The organism is Citrobacter sp. Marseille-Q3906, assembly GCF_916618775.1.
Classification (GTDB): Bacteria; Pseudomonadota; Gammaproteobacteria; order Enterobacterales; family Enterobacteriaceae; genus Citrobacter; species Citrobacter murliniae.
The window spans coordinates 464,090-482,800 of the sequence record NZ_CAKAKA010000002.1 but is presented as its reverse complement, the minus strand read 5'-3'; the positions used below and the strand labels follow the sequence as shown (position 1 = coordinate 482,800).

Genomic DNA, 18,711 nt, shown 5'->3' with positions numbered 1-18,711 from the left:
TAGTTATCCTTATTGATGGATGGTTGACATGAAAATAATAACCACATCTGCGCCGCTTCATAAAACCCAGCTGGCGCTGGGAATTATGCTGGCCTGTGGATTAAGCTGTACACCTATTTACGCGGCTGAAAACAACACGGATACGAAAAAGGCGATGTCCACGCCTTCGCGTTTCAACTCGGCATTTTTTAAGCACTCCGGCTCCGGCGAGATGCCGGTAGATCTCTCGGTATTTGAAAAAGGCGGTCAGCCTCCTGGCAACTATCGCGTTGATATTTTGGTCAACAAGCGTCGGGTTGATACCCAGAATATAAACTTCTCCGTTGATAATGACGGCCAGCTAACCCCTTGCCTCAGCGTCGCGCAGCTAAAAAAATACGGCGTCAATGTTTCCGCCTACCCTGCGCTGACGCAGAAAGGCAATGACTGCGCGAATCTGCTGGCGATTGAAAGCCTCTCCACCCTCTTTGATTTTAATAAACAGCAATTACAGATAAGCGTTCCGCAGGCAGCGCTGGCCAACGACATCCGGGGATATATTCCACCGGAAGACTGGGATGAAGGTATCAACGCGCTGATCCTCAACTATGACTTCACCGGCGATGAAACCCGCCAGCGACACGGCGGCGACATATCTGATAGCCGGTACGCCAACCTGCGGCCGGGGATGAATATCGGTGCCTGGCGTATCCGCAACTACTCGACGTGGAACCACAATGACGACGGCAGCGAGGAATGGGATTCTGCGTACACGTATGCCCAGCGCAATATTCCGGCCTGGGGTAGCCAACTGACCCTTGGCGAGAGCATGACCAATTCCGATGTGTTTACCAGTGTGCCGTTTACCGGTGCGCAAATCGAAAGCGACGATAGCATGCGGCCCGACTCGCAGCGTGGCTACGCACCGGTAGTACAGGGGATTGCCCGTACTAACGCGCAGATTATCGTCCGGCAAAACAATTACGTTATTTATCAGAATTATGTCTCTGCGGGTGCATTCTCCATCAAGGACTTGTACTCAACGGGCGGCTCCGGGGATTTATACGTTACGGTAAAAGAGCAGGATGGCTCAGAACAGAACTTTGTCGTGCCGTACGCATCGCTGGCCAACCTGCAGCGTGAAGGCACGCTGGATTATGCAATAACCACCGGGCGCTATCGCCCGGATGATTCAGGGGTGAATGAAACGTCGTTTACCCAGGCCTCGGCGAGCTACGGCCTGCCCTGGGGGCTAACCCTGTACGGCGGTGGGCAGTTCGCCAGCCATTACCAGTCGCTGGCCATTGGGCTGGGTAAAAATATGGGGGGCTGGGGGGCGCTGTCTGTGGATGTCACGCAATCCTGGGGTACGCCAGAAGAACCGATTGATGAAGAGGTAAAAGAGAGCGGGCAATCATCACGCATTCGCTACAGCAAATCTATCCAGGAAACGGGCACAACCCTCACCATGGCAGGATACCGCTACAACAGTGACGGTTACTATGAGATGGCGGACATCCTCGATACCTGGGGTAACAGCGGCCCTATCCTTCCTGACCGGCGTCGTAACCGGGGTGAAATCAGCCTGAGCCAACCGTTTGGCGGTAACTTTGGTTCAATATCCGGCTCGCTGGTACGCGAGGATTACTGGAACACCGGGCAACAGATGAACTCCTGGCGGGTAAGCTGGAACAACCACTGGCGCGCGGTGAGCTACAGCCTGGGCTACAGCTACAACAAGAACACCCAATCCTATGACCGGCGCGAACGCTACAGCAAAGATGAAGTCTTCTCGCTGAGTATCTCCGTACCGCTGGAAAAACTGCTGCCGAAGTCATGGGCGACCTACAGCATGAACTCAACCAAAGGTGGCGACACGGTTCACTCTGCCACACTTAGCGGCTATGCCCTGGAAGGCGACGCGCTGAACTGGAGTGTGCAACAAGGTTACGTCGACGTTGACGACGACGATAACACCTATAACGGCAGCCTGCGCGCAACCTACAACGGGACCTACGGTACGGTTCAGGGCGGCTACAGTTACGATGATTATAGCAAAAGGACCGACTACGGTATGTCGGGGTCGGTGATCGCTCACGCCAACGGGGTAACGCTGGCACAGGAGCTGGGTGAAACCAACGCGCTGGTGAAAATTCCAGGAGCGTCCGGTGTGCGGGTAGCGAATAACGACGGGGTTCGTACTGACTTCCGGGGGTATACGGTGGTGAACACCATGACGCCATACCGTGAAAACGAAGTGAATCTGGATACCGAAACGCTGCCGGAAGATATCGATCTGACAGAAACCAGCCAGACGCTGGTGCCAACGCGAGGCGCGCTGGTGCGGGCAGAATACAAGGCAAATGTCGGTGAAAGAGCGCTGGTTACCTTGCTGCGCAGCAACGGCAGCGTAGTGCCGTTTGGTGCGATGGTGACGCAGGAAAGCGGCGCCGGGCAAAGCGCGATTGTCGGTAATGACGGCGAGGTGTACCTCGCAGGGCTGAGTGATAACACCACGCTGCTGGCGAAGTGGGGCAATAATCAATCCTGTCGCATGGTGTACCACAGTGCGGCGACACCGCCGGTCACCGGGGTAACGATGGCCAAAGGAGAATGTAAATAATGAAAGGGAAGCTGGTTTTACTCATGGTGGGCGCGCTGGCAGTAGGATGCTCCCAGAGCGCGTTGGCGGACTGTCAGATTGATCCGGTATCAGATGCAGGCTTATTTTATGGGGGGGTGTGGCTGGATTATAACAAGTACGACGAGCCGAGCCCGGGGATAGTCTCATATGAAGTGGGTGACGGCTTTGCCGGTAGTGTCAAGTGTAATAAAGATGGCGGGTGGATAGAGCTGGAGATGGTGTCCTCCTACGCCCCTGCGGGGGTGTACGATGCGCAGCAAACGTCGATTTCCGGCATCGGGGTGAAGCTTACGGCGGATATTGCAATGAATAACTTTTCCGGTATGGAAAAGGACGTGGTGTTAACCAACGGGTCATTTACCTCCAGGCGTTGGGAGATTCCTGCCTCAGAGGACACCCTACCTCGGTACTTCACTGTTGCCAAATACCCGAAGTATGAGTTTTTGGCTATTGGCCCAAAGGACCCAAAAGGCGGGGTTTTTAGCGAGCAACCCATACTTAAATTGCGCGCTGGGGGAGCTGGGGGAGAGGAGGGTACCCCTTCTGAATCGGTTATCTTTGGTATTAGCGGCGGCTCCCGTGCTGTTGCAACATGCAATGTACCATCAACATCGGAGCTTAGCTTTACTATGCGAACCGCCATGGCCAACCATTTGGCAGAGGACCCAGGCGAACACGGTGGTCTTGGAAGGCTTAGCTCAACGAAGGTACGTCAATCGATAGGACCTATTAGGTGCGACAGCGATCTGAATGTGCAATTCACAATCAGTGATACGGGCAATCTTCATCCGGGGATGGATAACGTTCTGGATTCAGTAAAAGGTGACGGTTACACAGAGGGGCTCGGCGCCACATTCCAGTACAACATTACTGAGGATGGAAATACGAGCGAAGAGAACAAAGTCGATGTGATATTCGGCCAACCGATCTATTTGCGGGATGGCGATATCGACTCTGTCTCACCGAAGCTTGTGTTTAAGCTCTACGCCTACTACTACCGATTTGGCGACATAAAACCCGGCCAGTTTCAATCCACTGCGGTGTTGAACATTAAAATTCAGTAATGCGCGAGGGACACGCTATGAACAATTATTTATTCAAATACTCTGGCGCTGCGCTTCTTCTGTGGGTCAGTTGTCTGCCCCTGGCGGCTGGGGAGTTTATGGGTGGGGCGTATATGCAAAAGGGGGAGAGTGTCGATATTCCCATCAGCGTCACTGGGGTGATTAAGGCCTCCTGTGAAATTAAGGGCAATGTAGAAATTATGAATCTCGATATGGGCGAGGTGGCAATACAGCCAACCTTTAATTGGGTCTCATTTAACAACAGCACGCTCACCATAACCGGGGACTGTGTGAAAAACGGTCCGGATGGCAACGGGGCTATTATCCGTTTTGAAGGCGAAATGGTTGACGGCTATAATGGCACTGTTTTCGCCAATGAGCTGGATGATGCGTATGGTGAGAATCCGGCGAAAGGCGTCGGGGTACAAATGAAGGTGATGGGCACGGGAGGGGATATTAGTGACGGTGCGATTCGCAATCTCGCTGCTTACACGCTACCGGCCGCGAGCGGAAGCGATGATTCTATCGTGTTAACCTTTGCCGGGAAATTAACCTATCTGACCGACCAGTCGGCGGCGGTACCGGGAAATGTCAGAACCAATATTTACATGACGCTGATTGTTCCCTGAACCCGGTTAGCGTCCCCTCGTATAAAACATATGGCCCGGAGAGTATCCGGGCCATTTTTTACGCCGCATTACGGCTCAAATGGCCGCCGCTGGAATTGGTCATGCCCGCACTTCGGGCATAACGGCAGCACGTCCGGCGTGTACACCGCCAGATGATAATGACATTTCTCGCACACCAGATTGCCCAGCCCCACCACTTCACCGCTGTGATACACGCCGTGATGGCTCAGATCCTGGAATACCTCACGCCACTCCAGCTGCGTTTTATCAGTAATATCCGCCAGCTCCTGCCAGATGCTCTCTTTAATCACTCGCATAAAGACGCTGTCAGTCTCCTCGTCGAGACTCTCTTCATAACTCAGCGCAAACTCTTCCAGATCGCGCCTGACCGCCCGCGTCAGCTCATCGATTTCGGTTCGCGTTAACTCCCCGGTCTGCATAACGCGCTGGCGCGCCTGGTCTACCAGCGCATCAATGTCGCGTTCGCCATTGCGCAGACGTTCGCTAAGTGACGCCACCAGTTCACGGTAATATTGAGCAACCTTGTTCATCGCTTCGCCTCCTGGGTCGTTAACTGTCTATAATAATAGACGTTATTTACGAAACGCTTTGCAAGACTGTCCACAGAGTATGTAAATTCGTGCAAGATTTATCCTTGCGAGAATTCAATGCTGAATGCGCGAAAGGCTGTTTTGACGCGGGCGTTTGGGCTATGCTATGCGGATCTGAAACACCACATCTAAAGCTACGTTTGTAGCTGTATTGAAAACAGGACCACTGGCTGCCATGCAAGAGCAATACCGCCCGGAAGAGATAGAATCCAAAGTACAGCTTCACTGGGATGAGAAGCGCACATTTGAAGTTACCGAAGACGAGAGCAAAGAGAAGTATTACTGCCTGTCTATGCTTCCCTATCCTTCTGGTCGACTACACATGGGCCACGTACGTAACTACACCATCGGTGACGTGATTGCCCGTTACCAGCGTATGCTGGGCAAAAACGTCCTGCAGCCCATTGGTTGGGATGCGTTCGGCCTGCCAGCTGAAGGCGCGGCGGTTAAAAACAACACTGCCCCGGCACCATGGACGTACGACAACATCGCCTACATGAAAAACCAGCTCAAAATGCTGGGCTTCGGTTATGACTGGAGCCGCGAGCTGGCGACCTGCACCCCGGAATATTACCGCTGGGAACAGAAGTTTTTCACCGAGCTGTATAAAAAAGGCCTGGTGTACAAGAAAACCTCTGCGGTCAACTGGTGCCCGAACGACCAAACCGTACTGGCGAACGAGCAGGTTATCGACGGTTGCTGCTGGCGCTGCGATACCAAAGTTGAGCGTAAAGAGATCCCACAGTGGTTTATCAAAATCACCGCTTACGCTGACGAACTGTTGCGCGACCTGGATAACCTGGATCACTGGCCTGACACAGTGAAAACGATGCAGCGTAACTGGATCGGTCGTTCTGAAGGCGTGGAAATCACCTTCGATGTCACCGGTTATGACAACACGCTCACCGTTTACACCACCCGCCCGGACACCTTTATGGGTGCCACTTACCTGGCGGTTGCAGCGGGTCACCCGCTGGCGCAGAAAGCGGCGGCAAACAATCCGGAACTGGCGGCTTTCATCGACGAATGCCGCAACACCAAGGTTGCCGAAGCCGAAATGGCAACCATGGAGAAGAAAGGCGTCAACACTGGCTTTAAAGCGATTCACCCGCTGACTGGCGAAGAGATCCCGGTATGGGCAGCGAACTTCGTGCTGATGGAATACGGCACGGGTGCTGTAATGGCCGTTCCTGGCCACGATCAGCGCGACTACGAATTTGCCACCAAATACGGTCTGAACATTAAGCCGGTCATTCTGGCTGCTGACGGTTCAGAACCGGATCTGTCCGAACAGGCTCTGACTGAAAAAGGCGTGCTGTTCAACTCAGGTAAATTTGACGGTCTGTCCTTTGAAGACGCGTTCAACGCCATTGCCGACGAACTGGTCGCTAAAGGGGTTGGTGAGCGCAAAGTCAACTACCGTCTGCGCGACTGGGGTGTTTCCCGTCAGCGTTACTGGGGCGCGCCGATCCCGATGGTTACTCTGGAAGATGGCACCGTACTGCCAACCCCGGAAGATCAACTGCCGGTTATTCTGCCGGAAGACGTGGTCATGGACGGTATCACCAGCCCGATCAAAGCCGATCCTGAGTGGGCGAAAACCACCGTTAACGGTATGCCTGCGCTGCGTGAAACTGACACCTTCGACACCTTTATGGAATCTTCATGGTACTACGCGCGCTATACCTGCCCGCAGTATCAGGAAGGCATGCTGGACTCTAAAGCCGCGAACTACTGGCTGCCGGTTGACATCTACATTGGCGGTATTGAACACGCCATCATGCACCTGCTCTACTTCCGCTTCTTCCACAAACTGATGCGTGACGCGGGCATGGTGAACTCTGACGAACCAGCGAAACAGTTGCTGTGTCAGGGCATGGTGCTGGCAGATGCCTTCTACTACGTTGGTGCAAACGGCGAACGTAACTGGGTTTCTCCGGTTGACGCGATCGTTGAGCGCGACGAAAAAGGCCGTATCGTTAAAGCGAAGGACGCGGAAGGTCATGAGCTGGTGTATACCGGCATGAGCAAAATGTCCAAGTCTAAAAACAACGGTATCGACCCGCAGGTGATGGTTGAGCGTTACGGCGCGGACACCGTACGTCTGTTTATGATGTTTGCCTCTCCGGCTGATATGACCCTGGAATGGCAGGAGTCTGGCGTTGAAGGGGCAAACCGCTTCCTGAAACGTGTCTGGAAACTGGTTTATGAGCACACCTCCAGGGGTGATGTTGCCAGCCTGAACGTTGAAAGTCTGAGCGAAGATCAGAAAGCTCTGCGCCGTGACGTTCACAAAACTATTGCTAAAGTTACCGATGATATCGGCCGTCGTCAGACCTTTAACACCGCGATTGCGGCAATTATGGAACTGATGAACAAGCTGGCGAAAGCACCGACCGAAGACGAACAGGACCGCGCCCTGATGCAGGAAGCGTTGCTGGCCGTTGTACGTATGCTGAACCCGTTCACCCCTCACGTTTGCTTCACCTTGTGGCAAGCGCTGAAAGGCGAAGGCGATATCGACAACGCGCCATGGCCTGTTGCTGACGAAAGCGCAATGGTCGAAGACTCTACGCTGGTTGTTGTCCAGGTTAACGGTAAAGTACGTGGCAAAATCACCGTTCCGGTAAACGCCACTGAAGAGCAGGTTCGTGAACGTGCTGGCCAGGAACACCTGGTGGCAAAATATCTTGATGGCGTTACCGTACGTAAAGTGATTTATGTACCAGGTAAACTCCTCAATCTGGTCGTTGGCTAAGCGCGGGAGGAAGCGTGCGACATCTGACAACATTGTTGTTATCCCTGGTGGTGCTGGTCACCGCCGGGTGTGGCTGGCATCTGCGTAGTACCACGCAGGTGCCCCCCACGATGAAAACTATGATTCTGAACTCAGGCGATCCGAACGGCCCCTTAAGCCGCGCGGTACGTAATCAGCTGCGTCTTAACGGCGTGGAGTTGCTTGAAGACGGTTCAATGCGTAAAGATGTCACGTCCTTACGTCTTGGTACGGTCAGCATCTCTCAGGATACGGCGTCTGTGTTCCAGAACGGTCAAACGGCTGAATACCAGATGGTGATGTCAGTCAATGCCTCGGTATTGATCCCTGGACATGATATTTATCCGATCAGCGCTAAAGTCTATCGTTCGTTCTTTGACAACCCACAAGCGGCACTGGCGAAGGATAACGAGCAGGATATGATCATCAAAGAGATGTATGACAAAGCAGCCGAACAGTTGATTCGTAAGCTGCCAAGCGTACATATCGCCGATGCTCAGTCATCCAGTGATGATGTACAGCCTGCTGTGACGAAAACAGCAGCGCCAGCATCTTCTCCGGCGCGTGTTTCCACCACGCTGGGTAACTGATGCTCAAGTTGTACCCTGAACAACTCCGCGCACAGCTCAAAGAAGGGCTGCGCGCGGCGTATTTACTACTGGGCAACGATCCCCTCCTGTTACAGGAAAGCCAGGACGCGATTCGTCTGGCTGCCGCTACGCAAGGGTTCGAAGAACACCACGCTTTCACCATCGACACCAGCACCGACTGGGGCGCTATTTTTTCACTGTGCCAGGCAATGAGCCTGTTTGCCAGCCGTCAGACCTTGCTCCTGCAGCTGCCCGAAAATGGTCCAAATGCAGCGATTAACGAACAGCTTGCCACGCTCGTCACCCTGCTCCATGACGATCTGCTGCTGATTGTTCGCGGCAATAAGCTGACCAAAGCGCAGGAAAATGCCGCATGGTATAGCGGACTGGCAAGCAATGCGGTCCAGATCAGTTGCCAGACACCAGAGCAGGCACAGCTTCCGCGCTGGGTTGCTGCAAGGGCGAAGCAAAATAACCTGCAACTGGATGACGCCGCCAACCAGCTATTGTGCTATTGCTATGAAGGCAATCTGTTAGCGCTGGCACAGGCGCTGGATCGATTATCATTACTCTGGCCCGATGGCAAACTCACGCTTCCGCGCGTGGAGCAAGCCGTTAACGATGCCGCGCACTTTACCCCCTTCCACTGGGTGGATGCGCTGCTGATGGGCAAAAGCAAACGCGCGTTGCACATTTTGCAGCAGTTGCGCCTTGAAGGTAGTGAACCGGTCATTCTGCTGCGAACTCTGCAGCGTGAACTATTGCTGCTGGTAAATCTTAAACGCCAGTCTACCCATACGCCGTTACGCACATTGTTTGATAAACATCGGGTGTGGCAAAATCGTCGTGGCATGATGGGAGATGCGCTAAATCGGCTGTCTCCTGAGCAGCTACGTCAGGCAGTGACGCTGCTAACACGTACGGAAATAACGCTTAAACAAGACTACGGTCAGTCAGTATGGGCTGAGCTTGAGGGACTTTCCCTTTTGCTGTGCCATAAACCACTGGCCGATGTATTTATTGATGGTTGATATGAAATCATTGCAGGCTCTGTTCGGTGGCACCTTTGATCCGGTGCATTATGGTCATCTTAAACCCGTTGAAATTCTGGCTAATCTGATTGGCCTTTCCCGGGTCATCATCATGCCTAATAATGTGCCGCCCCATCGTGCACAACCTGAGGCCTCCAGTGCACAGCGTAAGCATATGGTTGAACTGGCAATCGCCGATAAGCCATTGTTTATCCTGGATGAACGTGAATTGAAACGTGATACCGCCTCCTATACCGCACAGACGCTAAAAGAGTGGCGCGCGGAGCAAGGTCCGGAGGTTCCGCTGGCCTTTATTATTGGTCAGGACTCGCTGCTCACCTTCCCTTCCTGGCACGACTCCGACACCATCCTGGACAATACCCACCTCATCGTATGTCGACGTCCGGGGTATCCGCTGGAAATGGTTCAGGAACGGCATCAACAATGGCTGGAACGTCATCTGACCCACACGCCAGATGACTTACACAGCCTTCCCTCAGGAAAGATTTATCTGGCAGAAACGCCGTGGTTCAATATTTCCGCCACGCTTATTCGCGAGCGTATCGAAAAGGGCGAGCCATGCGACGACTTATTGCCCGGTTCCGTTCTGGACTATATCAATCAGCAAGGGCTGTACCGTTAAGCGTGAGGCTTAATGCCGCCAGCAGACGGTTATTCTCCTCCTCTCCACGAACAGCTACCCGGTAATAACGCGCATCCAGCCCCGGGTAGTTAGCGCAACTGCGGATCAAAATATGCTGCTCGAGTAGCGATCTTTGCAGATCAATACCAGCCCGATCGCAACGCAACAGGCGATAATTTGCCAGACCAGGATAAACCGTTAAACCGGGCTGATTTTTCAACTGCTGATCAAAACGCTTCCCTTCTTGCTCCAGCCATTTCCATGTTGCCTGTTGATAGGCGCTATCCCGCAGGATCATCTCTCCCGCAAGGGCGGCAAATGCATTGATTGACCAGGGCATTTGCCGACTGCGCATGTGCGCGACGGCCTGCTCATTGCTGTTGATCAGATACCCCAAACGCAGTCCAGGGATCGCATAAAACTTGGTTAGTGAGCGCAGTACCCAAATATGTGGATTCGCTTGCAACAGCGGGATGAATCCCTGCTCACCGGCAATAAAATCAATAAACGCTTCATCAAGGATCAGGGCAATTCCGAGGGTTTCACAACGTTTTGCGATCTCTTGTAGCAGGTGGTTATCGGGCAACAGCCCGGTAGGGTTGTTGGGCGTACAGAGAAAAAGGCAGTCCAGTTGCGGCGTTAACGCATCAAGAATGGCATCAGTAAGCTGCCAGCCGTCTTCTTCACGCAACGCAAATTCATGTATTGCGCATTCACCCCATTGCAGCGCCCGGCGGTATTCAGCAAATCCTGGGATAACGATCATCGCATGGCGCGGCTTCAGGCTATTAACCAGCGTAAAGATTGACTCTGTTTCACCATTTCCGGCGAGGATCCACGAGGACGGAATGTGGTGATGCTCCGCCAGTGCAGCGTGCAGATGGGCGTATTCGACATCCGGGTAACGTTCAGCGCAATCCAAATTGTCGATCAGCGCGCGTTTTAAACTTGCTGGCATACCCAGCGGATTAATATTCGCGCTAAAATCCAGCAATTGCTCAGGCGGGATGCCCAACAATGCTGCGGCTTCTCGTGTGTTCCCGCCATGCGCGCTCTTCAATAAAGACATCGTGCCGCTCCACTTAAAAAAGAGTATTTTATTGAAAAATCTCTGCGCAATCAGGGCAAACATCATATTTTGTGCGAATAGCCTCACGAGGAAACAATGAGACTTTGGTTAGTACGCCACGGAGAAACCGAAGCCAATGTGGCCGGGTTATACAGCGGCCATGCGCCTACGTCGTTGACTGAGCGGGGAATTGCTCAGGCCAAAACGTTATCGACGCTGTTACGCAACGTTCCTGTTGAACACGTGCTGTGCAGTGAACTTGAGCGAGCTCGCCATACGACACAGTTGATCCTGGCGGATCGCGACGTTCCGCTACGTATCATGCCTGAGCTAAACGAGATGTTCTTTGGCGACTGGGAAATGCGTCATCATCGCGACCTTGCGCGTGAGGACGCAGAGAATTACGCCATATGGTGTAACGACTGGCAAAATGCAACGCCGACCAATGGCGAAGGATTTCAGGCGTTTTCACAACGCGTTGAACGGTTTATTGCACAACTGGCTGATTATAAAGAAAGCGAGAACCTGCTTGTGGTCAGCCATCAGGGTGTTTTGAGCGTGTTGATCGCCCGTCTTCTGTCAATGCCTGCGGCGTCAATGTGGCATTTTCGCGTCGAACAAGGTTGCTGGAGCGCGATTGATTTCTGTGACAATTTTGCCGTGCTGAAAGTCCTGAATAGCCGGGCAGTTTGGCACGAAGGTGAGTGAAAGCTCTGTTTTTTCTGCTCAGGAGCCTTTCGCCCATTGACACCCCATGACAGGCTGCTATTCTCCGCAGCCTGACTTTTCCCGCCCTTCAGAGCTTTGCAGAAATTGTTTTACAAAAATGGCGATGCATTCTGTTGCGTGGGGTGGGATGATAGCGCACTTCAAAAGCGCTTTCGGAGACATTTGTCCCGATATCGCCTCTGGTTCAGGTATACTAACAGACGTTTTTAACTCTTTTCACCCAGGGGGAACACTTGCAGGGTAAAGCACTCCAGGATTTTGTAATCGACAAAATTGATGACCTGAAAGGTCAAGACATCATCGCCTTAGACGTTCAGGGCAAATCCAGTATCACTGACTGCATGATTATCTGCACTGGCACGTCCAGCCGCCATGTCATGTCTATCGCTGACCACGTTGTTCAGGAATCCCGCGCAGCTGGCCTGTTGCCGCTTGGCGTAGAAGGCGAGAACGTAGCTGACTGGATCGTTGTTGACCTCGGCGATGTGATTGTCCACGTTATGCAGGAAGAGAGCCGTCGCCTGTACGAACTGGAAAAACTCTGGAGTTAATGCGTGAAGCTGCAACTTGTCGCTGTGGGTACAAAAATGCCTGACTGGGTGCAAACCGGGTTTACGGAGTATCTCCGCCGGTTTCCAAAAGACATGCCCTTTGAGCTTATCGAAATCCCGGCAGGAAAACGCGGCAAGAACGCGGATATAAAACGCATTCTCGACAAAGAGGGTGAACAGATGCTGGCTGCCGCAGGCAAAAATCGCATCGTCACCCTCGATATTCCCGGAAAACCCTGGGATACGCCACAGCTGGCAACCGAGCTGGAACGCTGGAAACTGGATGGTCGTGATGTCAGTCTCCTGATTGGCGGACCGGAAGGACTGTCCCCAGCCTGTAAAGCCGCAGCGGAACAAAGCTGGTCACTCTCTGCATTAACCCTTCCTCACCCGCTTGTTCGGGTACTGGTAGCAGAGAGTCTGTACAGGGCGTGGAGCATTACCACCAACCATCCATATCACCGTGAGTGATCATTGAGTCTTGAGTAGATTAAGCAGCGGATGAAACTACAGAATTCTTTTCGCGACTATACGGCTGAGTCCGCGCTGTTTGTGCGTCGGGCGCTGGTTGCTTTTTTGGGGATTTTGCTGCTCACCGGTGTGCTGATCGCCAACCTTTATAATCTGCAAATCGTTCGTTTCACTGATTATCAGACCCGCTCAAACGAAAACCGTATCAAACTGGTGCCTATCGCGCCCAGCCGCGGCATCATTTATGACCGCAACGGCATTCCCCTCGCCCTAAACCGCACCATCTATCAAATAGAAATGATGCCGGAGAAGGTCGATAACGTTCAGCAAACACTGGACGCGCTACGGAGCGTGGTTGATCTGAATGACGACGATATTGCCGCCTTTAAGAAAGAGCGTTCACGTTCCCATCGCTTCACTTCAATCCCAGTGAAAACAAACCTGACGGAAGTGCAGGTGGCGCGATTCGCCGTTAATCAGTACCGTTTTCCTGGCGTCGAAGTAAAAGGCTACAAACGCCGTTACTATCCCTACGGCTCAGCGCTGACTCACGTTATTGGCTACGTATCAAAGATCAACGATAAAGACGTTGAACGCCTGGATAAAGACGGCAAGCTGGCCAACTATGCTGCCACCCACGATATTGGCAAACTGGGTATCGAGCGCTATTACGAAGATGTACTTCACGGCCAGACCGGTTATGAAGAAGTTGAAGTAAACAACCGTGGTCGCGTCATTCGCCAGTTAAAAGAGGTCGCACCGCAGGCCGGGCATGATATTTATCTCACGCTTGATTTGAAGCTTCAGCAGTATATCGAAACGCTGCTGGCGGGTAGCCGCGCCGCCGTTGTCGTAACAGACCCGCGCACCGGTGGTGTACTGGCGCTGGTTTCAATGCCCAGCTACGATCCTAACCTGTTTGTAGATGGTATCTCCAGTAAAGATTATTCAGGGTTACTTAACGATCCCAATACCCCGTTGGTTAACCGCGCGACGCAAGGTGTTTACCCCCCTGCTTCAACGGTTAAACCTTACGTGGCGGTTTCCGCGTTAAGCGCGGGCGTGATTACCCGTAATACCGGCCTGTTCGATCCAGGCTGGTGGCAGTTGCCCGGCTCTGAAAAACGCTACCGTGACTGGAAAAAGTGGGGCCATGGTCATCTGAATATCACCCGCTCTCTGGAAGAGTCGGCAGATACGTTTTTCTATCAAATCGCCTATGATATGGGGATAGATCGACTTTCGGAGTGGATGAGTAAATTTGGCTACGGCCATTACACTGGCATCGATCTCGCCGAAGAGCGCGCAGGTAACATGCCTACCCGCGAATGGAAGCAAAAACGGTTTAAAAAGCCGTGGTACCAGGGTGATACAATTCCGGTCGGTATCGGTCAGGGCTACTGGACAGCAACCCCTATCCAGATGAGTAAGGCGCTGATGATCCTTATCAATGACGGCATGGTCAAAGTCCCACATCTGCTGATGAGCACAGCGGAAAACGGCAAGCAAGTGCCGTGGGTACAGCCGCATGAACCTCCCGTCGGTGACATTCACTCCGGTTACTGGGAAATCGCCAAAGACGGTATGTACGGCGTAGCGAACCGCCCCAACGGTACCGCACACAAATATTTTGCTGGCGCACCGTACAAAATTGCCGCGAAATCCGGTACTGCGCAGGTCTTTGGTCTGAAAGCCAACGAAACCTATAATGCGCATAAAATCGCCGAACGTTTACGCGACCATAAGCTGATGACGGCATTCGCGCCCTACGATAAACCAGAGGTCGCCGTCGCGATGATCCTCGAAAACGGTGGCGCCGGTCCGGCTGTAGGTACGCTCATGCGCCAGATCCTTGACCACATTATGTTGGGCGACAACAACACCAATCTGCCTGCGGAAAACCCAGCGGTTGCAGCAGCTGAGGACCAATAATCGTGACGGATAATCCGAACAAAAAGACATTCTGGGATAAAATTCATATCGATCCCACTATGTTACTCATTTTGCTGGCGCTGCTGGTTTACAGCTCGCTGGTTATCTGGAGCGCCAGCGGCCAGGATATTGGCATGATGGAGCGCAAGGTAGGCCAGATCGCGATGGGTCTGGTGATCATGGTGGTAATGGCGCAAATCCCCCCCAGGGTTTATGAAGGCTGGGCGCCCTATCTCTATATCATCTGTATCATCCTGCTGGTCGCGGTGGATGCATTCGGCGCGATTTCCAAAGGCGCGCAGCGTTGGCTCGATTTGGGCATCGTGCGTTTTCAACCCTCTGAAATTGCCAAGATTGCCGTTCCACTGATGGTGGCTCGCTTTATTAACCGTGATGTTTGTCCGCCATCGCTGAAGAATACCGCCATTGCGCTGGTATTGATTTTCATGCCTACCTTGCTGGTTGCCGCGCAACCTGACCTGGGAACCTCTATCCTGGTTGCCCTTTCCGGTTTGTTCGTTCTGTTCCTGTCAGGCTTAAGCTGGCGTTTAATCGGCGTCGCCGTTGTACTGGTCGCAGCGTTTATCCCGATACTCTGGTTCTTCCTGATGCATGATTACCAGCGCCAGCGTGTAATGATGCTTCTCGATCCAGAAACCGATCCGCTGGGTGCGGGTTATCACATTATTCAGTCTAAAATTGCTATTGGTTCCGGCGGTCTGCGCGGTAAAGGCTGGCTACACGGAACGCAGTCGCAGCTGGAGTTTTTACCTGAGCGTCATACGGACTTTATCTTTGCCGTTTTAGCCGAAGAGCTTGGCCTGGTCGGGATATTAATACTGCTGACGCTGTACATTCTGCTGATTATGCGCGGATTATGGATCGCTGCCCGAGCGCAAACGACCTTTGGTCGCGTCATGGCTGGCGGTTTAATGTTGATATTATTCGTTTATGTCTTCGTAAATATTGGTATGGTGAGCGGTATTCTGCCCGTTGTAGGGGTTCCACTCCCACTGGTCAGTTACGGAGGCTCTGCACTGATAGTGCTGATGGCCGGGTTCGGGATTGTCATGTCGATCCACACCCATAGAAAAATGTTGTCGAAAAGCGTGTAAGGGGTACGCAATGCGTAAGCAGTGGCTTGGAATCTGCATCGCAGCAGGAATGCTCGCGGCATGTTCGAATGATGATGGTCAGCAACAGGTTGCTGTCGCGCCGCAGCCTGCGGTGTGTAATGGTCCGATTGTTGAAATCAGCGGGGCCGATCCGCGCTTTGAACCCCTGAACCCGACGGCGAATCAGGATTATCAGCGTGACGGTAAGAGTTACAAGATAGTCCAGGATCCCTCTCGCTTCAGTCAGGCCGGCCTGGCTGCTATTTACGATGCGGAACCTGGTAGCAATTTAACCGCTTCAGGGGAAGCGTTCGATCCGATGCAGTTGACTGCGGCGCATCCGACACTACCGATCCCAAGCTATGCCCGGGTAACTAACCTGGCCAATGGCAGGATGATCGTGGTGCGCATTAACGATCGCGGCCCTTATGGTAACGATCGCATCATCTCTCTTTCGCGTGCATCCGCCGATCGCCTGAACACCTCGAACAACACCAAAGTGCGCGTAGATCCTATTATCGTCGCGCCGGATGGTTCTTTGTCAGGACCCGGTATGGCCTGTACGACTGTTGCGAAACAAACATACGCCCTGCCCTCACGTCCGGATTTGAGCGGTGGTGGCAGTATGCCTTCCGCGCCGGATGCAGGTCAGCCGCAAACGGATATCCGCCCTATCAGTAATTCAACGCTGAAAAGCGATGACCCAACCGGCGCGCCGGTTAATAGCGGTGGTTTCCTCGGTGCACCAACGACGCTCGCCGCTGGTGTGCTGGAAGGCAGCGAACCAACGCCTGCTCCACAGCCCACTGTCGCTACGCCAGTCACCTCAACCGCTCCGGTATCTGCTCCCGCTGCCGCCATCACTCCTGCGGCAACAGCCAACGGGCGTTACGTGGTTCAGGTTGGTGCCGTCAGTGAGCAGAGCCGCGCGCAGCAGTATCAGAAACGTTTAAGCCAGCAGTTTGGCGTTCCGGGCCGTGTGGTACAAAACGGTGCCGTTTGGCGTATTCAGATGGGGCCGTTCGCCAGCAAAGCTGAAGCCTCTACGTTGCAGCAACGTCTTCAATCCGAAGCACAATTACAGTCCTTCATCACCGGCGTGTAGTAACGTAAACCAGGTATCCGAGTTGTCAATTTCTGTAAATGACATTAACAAAGTCACGCGGAAAGTCGGATGCCTGTAAGTTACGCATTTGCTATAGTAGGGCACTTTTTTTAATTTCATCACGGACGTCGTAGTTCAGACCATGAAGACCACTTTTTCCGCTCGTTTCGTGCAGCGCATGGCGCTCACCGCGGCTCTCTGCGCAGCCTCTCTCTCTGCTGCCCATGCCGATGACCTGAATATCAAAACCATGATCCCGGGCGTTCCGCAGATCGATGCGGAGTCGTATATCCTGATCGATTACAATTCAGGCAAAGTTCTGGCAGAACAAAATGCTGACACACGCCGCGATCCCGCCAGCCTGACCAAAATGATGACCAGCTACGTCATCGGCCAGGCAATGAAAGCAGGCAAGTTCAAAGAAACCGATCTGGTCACCGTCGGCAATGACGCGTGGGCTACAGGAAACCCGGTATTTAAAGGTTCATCCCTGATGTTCCTCAAGCCGGGTATGCAGGTTCCCGTTTCACAGCTGATCCGTGGGATTAACCTGCAATCAGGTAACGATGCCTGTGTAGCAATGGCCGATTTCTCTGCCGGTAGCCAGGATGCTTTCGTCGGTCTGATGAACAGCTATGTGAATGCACTGGGGCTGAAAAACACCCACTTCCAGACCGTTCATGGCCTGGATGCTGAAGGTCAGTACAGCTCTGCACGCGATATGGCGTTGATTGGTCAGGCACTGATCCGCGACGTGCCTAATGAATACTCTATCTATAAAGAAAAAGAGTTCACTTTTAACGGCATCCGTCAGCTAAACCGTAACGGTCTGCTGTGGGATAACAGCCTGAATGTTGACGGGATTAAAACCGGTCACACCGATAAGGCTGGTTATAACCTCGTGGCATCGGCAACCGAAGGTCAGATGCGTCTGATCTCCGCAGTCATGGGTGGTCGCACCTATAAAGGCCGTGAAACCGAAAGCAAAAAACTGCTAACCTGGGGCTTCCGTTTCTTTGAAACCGTAAATCCGCTGAAAGTCGGCAAAGAGTTCGCTTCTGAACCAGCCTGGTTTGGTAATACCGATCGTGCATCGTTAGGCGTTGATAAAGATGTCTACCTGACTATTCCGCGCGGCCGTATGAAAGACCTGAAAGCGAGCTATGTTCTGAATACAACTGAACTGCATGCTCCGCTGCAGAAAAACCAGGTTGTCGGCACTATTAACTTCCAGCTGGATGGGAAAACCATTGAACAACGTCCACTGGTTGTACTGCAGGAAATCCCGGAAGGTAACTTCTTTGGTAAAATCATTGATTACATTAAATTAATGTTCCATCACTGGTTTGGCTAAAAATTGAACACTTGAAAGTGTGATTTACGTCCCCATATACTAGGTATCCAGATAACTCCCACTCAGCGTGGGAGTTATTATTTTTTGATGTAACGCCGGAGCTGACATGAAAACCAAACTTAACGAACTGCTTGAATTCCCTACTCCATTTACTTACAAAGTAATGGGGCAGGCGTTGCCTGAGCTGGTTGATCAGGTGGTTGAAGTGGTACAGCGCCATGCGCCAGGTGATTACTCCCCAACGGTAAAACCGAGCAGCAAAGGCAACTACCACTCGGTCTCTATTACGATCACTGCTACGCACATTGAGCAGGTTGAAACACTGTACGAAGAATTAGGCAATATCGACATCGTTCGTATGGTGCTGTAAAAGCCTGTCGGTTACCCGGAGCACTCCGCTCGGGTAACCTCTCTCCCC

General features: G+C 52.7%; 17 protein-coding genes. 15 read left to right on the top strand and 2 right to left on the bottom strand.

The genetic code is table 11. The features are described from left to right. Window positions 1-28 precede the first annotated feature (28 nt). Genes LG384_RS06520 through LG384_RS06510 form a run of 3 tightly spaced genes read left to right on the top strand, consistent with a single transcriptional unit; the run spans window position 29 to window position 4,316 of the window. Window positions 29-2,602, top strand: coding sequence for a fimbria/pilus outer membrane usher protein (locus LG384_RS06520; RefSeq protein WP_225760650.1), 2,574 nt, complete (start codon window positions 29-31; stop codon window positions 2,600-2,602). Beyond that, a complete protein-coding gene (locus LG384_RS06515; RefSeq protein ID WP_048221860.1) occupies window positions 2,602-3,687 on the top strand; it encodes a hypothetical protein in 1,086 nt (361 codons plus the stop codon). The genes LG384_RS06520 and LG384_RS06515 overlap by 1 nt, the downstream gene beginning before the upstream one ends. Window positions 3,688-3,704: 17 nt before the next feature. Continuing rightward, window positions 3,705-4,316 carry a hypothetical protein gene (locus tag LG384_RS06510; protein WP_225760649.1) on the top strand — a complete coding sequence of 204 codons (612 nt, stop codon included), beginning with the start codon at window positions 3,705-3,707 and terminating at the stop codon, window positions 4,314-4,316. Window positions 4,317-4,384: 68 nt separating this feature from the next. Here LG384_RS06510 and LG384_RS06505 read toward each other — a convergent pair whose 3' ends face one another. Continuing rightward, on the bottom strand, window positions 4,385-4,867 hold the full coding sequence (locus tag LG384_RS06505; RefSeq protein WP_048221862.1) for a zinc ribbon-containing protein: 483 nt from the start codon (window positions 4,865-4,867) through the stop codon (window positions 4,385-4,387). 235 nt (window positions 4,868-5,102) lie between these two features. On the opposite strand from LG384_RS06505, the gene leuS reads away from it, so the two are divergent. The 4 genes from leuS to nadD are packed head-to-tail and all read left to right on the top strand — an operon-like array spanning window position 5,103 to window position 9,967. Beyond that, window positions 5,103-7,685 (top strand): leucine--tRNA ligase, encoded by a 2,583-nt coding sequence (gene leuS / locus LG384_RS06500; protein WP_136345292.1) that lies wholly within the window; start codon window positions 5,103-5,105, stop codon window positions 7,683-7,685. Between the two features lie 14 nt (window positions 7,686-7,699). Then, entirely contained in the window at window positions 7,700-8,293 is a 594-nt protein-coding gene (lptE, locus tag LG384_RS06495; RefSeq protein WP_048221864.1) for an LPS assembly lipoprotein LptE, read from the top strand. Further along, a complete protein-coding gene (gene holA / locus LG384_RS06490; protein ID WP_045441039.1) occupies window positions 8,293-9,324 on the top strand; it encodes a DNA polymerase III subunit delta in 1,032 nt (343 codons plus the stop codon). Before lptE ends, holA begins: the two co-directional genes overlap by 1 nt. A 1-nt stretch (window position 9,325) precedes the next feature. Then, entirely contained in the window at window positions 9,326-9,967 is a 642-nt protein-coding gene (gene nadD / locus LG384_RS06485) for a nicotinate-nucleotide adenylyltransferase (protein ID WP_225760648.1), read from the top strand. Here the strand turns inward: nadD and cobD are convergent. After that, window positions 9,942-11,036 (bottom strand): threonine-phosphate decarboxylase CobD, encoded by a 1,095-nt coding sequence (cobD, locus tag LG384_RS06480; protein ID WP_225760647.1) that lies wholly within the window; start codon window positions 11,034-11,036, stop codon window positions 9,942-9,944. The genes nadD and cobD overlap by 26 nt on opposite strands. Before the next feature lie 96 nt (window positions 11,037-11,132). Here cobD and LG384_RS06475 point away from each other — a divergent pair, with 96 nt between their 5' ends. From LG384_RS06475 to ybeD, 8 genes are all read left to right on the top strand, one after another. Beyond that, window positions 11,133-11,744 (top strand): adenosylcobalamin/alpha-ribazole phosphatase, encoded by a 612-nt coding sequence (locus tag LG384_RS06475; RefSeq protein WP_045441038.1) that lies wholly within the window; start codon window positions 11,133-11,135, stop codon window positions 11,742-11,744. A gap of 254 nt (window positions 11,745-11,998) precedes the next feature. Further along, entirely contained in the window at window positions 11,999-12,316 is a 318-nt protein-coding gene (rsfS, locus tag LG384_RS06470; RefSeq protein ID WP_045441037.1) for a ribosome silencing factor, read from the top strand. 3 nt (window positions 12,317-12,319) lie between these two features. Continuing rightward, the gene (rlmH, locus tag LG384_RS06465) at window positions 12,320-12,787 is read left to right on the top strand and encodes a 23S rRNA (pseudouridine(1915)-N(3))-methyltransferase RlmH (protein ID WP_003022725.1); all 468 of its coding nucleotides are present in this window, start codon (window positions 12,320-12,322) and stop codon (window positions 12,785-12,787) included. Between the two features lie 30 nt (window positions 12,788-12,817). Beyond that, the gene (mrdA, locus tag LG384_RS06460; RefSeq protein ID WP_045441036.1) at window positions 12,818-14,719 is read left to right on the top strand and encodes a peptidoglycan DD-transpeptidase MrdA; all 1,902 of its coding nucleotides are present in this window, start codon (window positions 12,818-12,820) and stop codon (window positions 14,717-14,719) included. Between the two features lie 2 nt (window positions 14,720-14,721). Then, on the top strand, window positions 14,722-15,834 hold the full coding sequence (gene mrdB / locus LG384_RS06455; RefSeq protein ID WP_045441035.1) for a peptidoglycan glycosyltransferase MrdB: 1,113 nt from the start codon (window positions 14,722-14,724) through the stop codon (window positions 15,832-15,834). A gap of 10 nt (window positions 15,835-15,844) precedes the next feature. Continuing rightward, a complete protein-coding gene (gene rlpA, locus LG384_RS06450) occupies window positions 15,845-16,939 on the top strand; it encodes an endolytic peptidoglycan transglycosylase RlpA (protein WP_225760646.1) in 1,095 nt (364 codons plus the stop codon). 142 nt (window positions 16,940-17,081) lie between these two features. Then, window positions 17,082-18,293, top strand: coding sequence for a D-alanyl-D-alanine carboxypeptidase DacA (dacA, locus tag LG384_RS06445; RefSeq protein ID WP_045441033.1), 1,212 nt, complete (start codon window positions 17,082-17,084; stop codon window positions 18,291-18,293). Window positions 18,294-18,399: 106 nt separating this feature from the next. Next, complete coding sequence (gene ybeD / locus LG384_RS06440) at window positions 18,400-18,663, top strand: DUF493 family protein YbeD (protein WP_003022706.1); 264 nt, start codon at window positions 18,400-18,402, stop codon at window positions 18,661-18,663. Window positions 18,664-18,711 lie beyond the last annotated feature (48 nt).

Excerpts from the sequence above, each read along its gene's own strand:
- LG384_RS06505 (WP_048221862.1), bottom strand. The coding sequence starts at position 4,867 with ATGAACAAGGTTGCTCAATATTACCGTGAACTGGTGGCGTCACTTAGC.
- dacA (WP_045441033.1), top strand. The coding sequence starts at position 17,082 with ATGAAGACCACTTTTTCCGCTCGTTTCGTGCAGCGCATGGCGCTCACC.
- mrdA (WP_045441036.1), top strand. The coding sequence starts at position 12,818 with ATGAAACTACAGAATTCTTTTCGCGACTATACGGCTGAGTCCGCGCTG.
- leuS (WP_136345292.1), top strand. The coding sequence starts at position 5,103 with ATGCAAGAGCAATACCGCCCGGAAGAGATAGAATCCAAAGTACAGCTT.
- LG384_RS06520 (WP_225760650.1), top strand. The coding sequence starts at position 29 with ATGAAAATAATAACCACATCTGCGCCGCTTCATAAAACCCAGCTGGCG.
- rlpA (WP_225760646.1), top strand. The coding sequence starts at position 15,845 with ATGCGTAAGCAGTGGCTTGGAATCTGCATCGCAGCAGGAATGCTCGCG.
- LG384_RS06510 (WP_225760649.1), top strand. The coding sequence starts at position 3,705 with ATGAACAATTATTTATTCAAATACTCTGGCGCTGCGCTTCTTCTGTGG.
- nadD (WP_225760648.1), top strand. The coding sequence starts at position 9,326 with ATGAAATCATTGCAGGCTCTGTTCGGTGGCACCTTTGATCCGGTGCAT.
- ybeD (WP_003022706.1), top strand. The coding sequence starts at position 18,400 with ATGAAAACCAAACTTAACGAACTGCTTGAATTCCCTACTCCATTTACT.
- LG384_RS06515 (WP_048221860.1), top strand. The coding sequence starts at position 2,602 with ATGAAAGGGAAGCTGGTTTTACTCATGGTGGGCGCGCTGGCAGTAGGA.
- LG384_RS06475 (WP_045441038.1), top strand. The coding sequence starts at position 11,133 with ATGAGACTTTGGTTAGTACGCCACGGAGAAACCGAAGCCAATGTGGCC.
- cobD (WP_225760647.1), bottom strand. The coding sequence starts at position 11,036 with ATGTCTTTATTGAAGAGCGCGCATGGCGGGAACACACGAGAAGCCGCA.
- holA (WP_045441039.1), top strand. The coding sequence starts at position 8,293 with ATGCTCAAGTTGTACCCTGAACAACTCCGCGCACAGCTCAAAGAAGGG.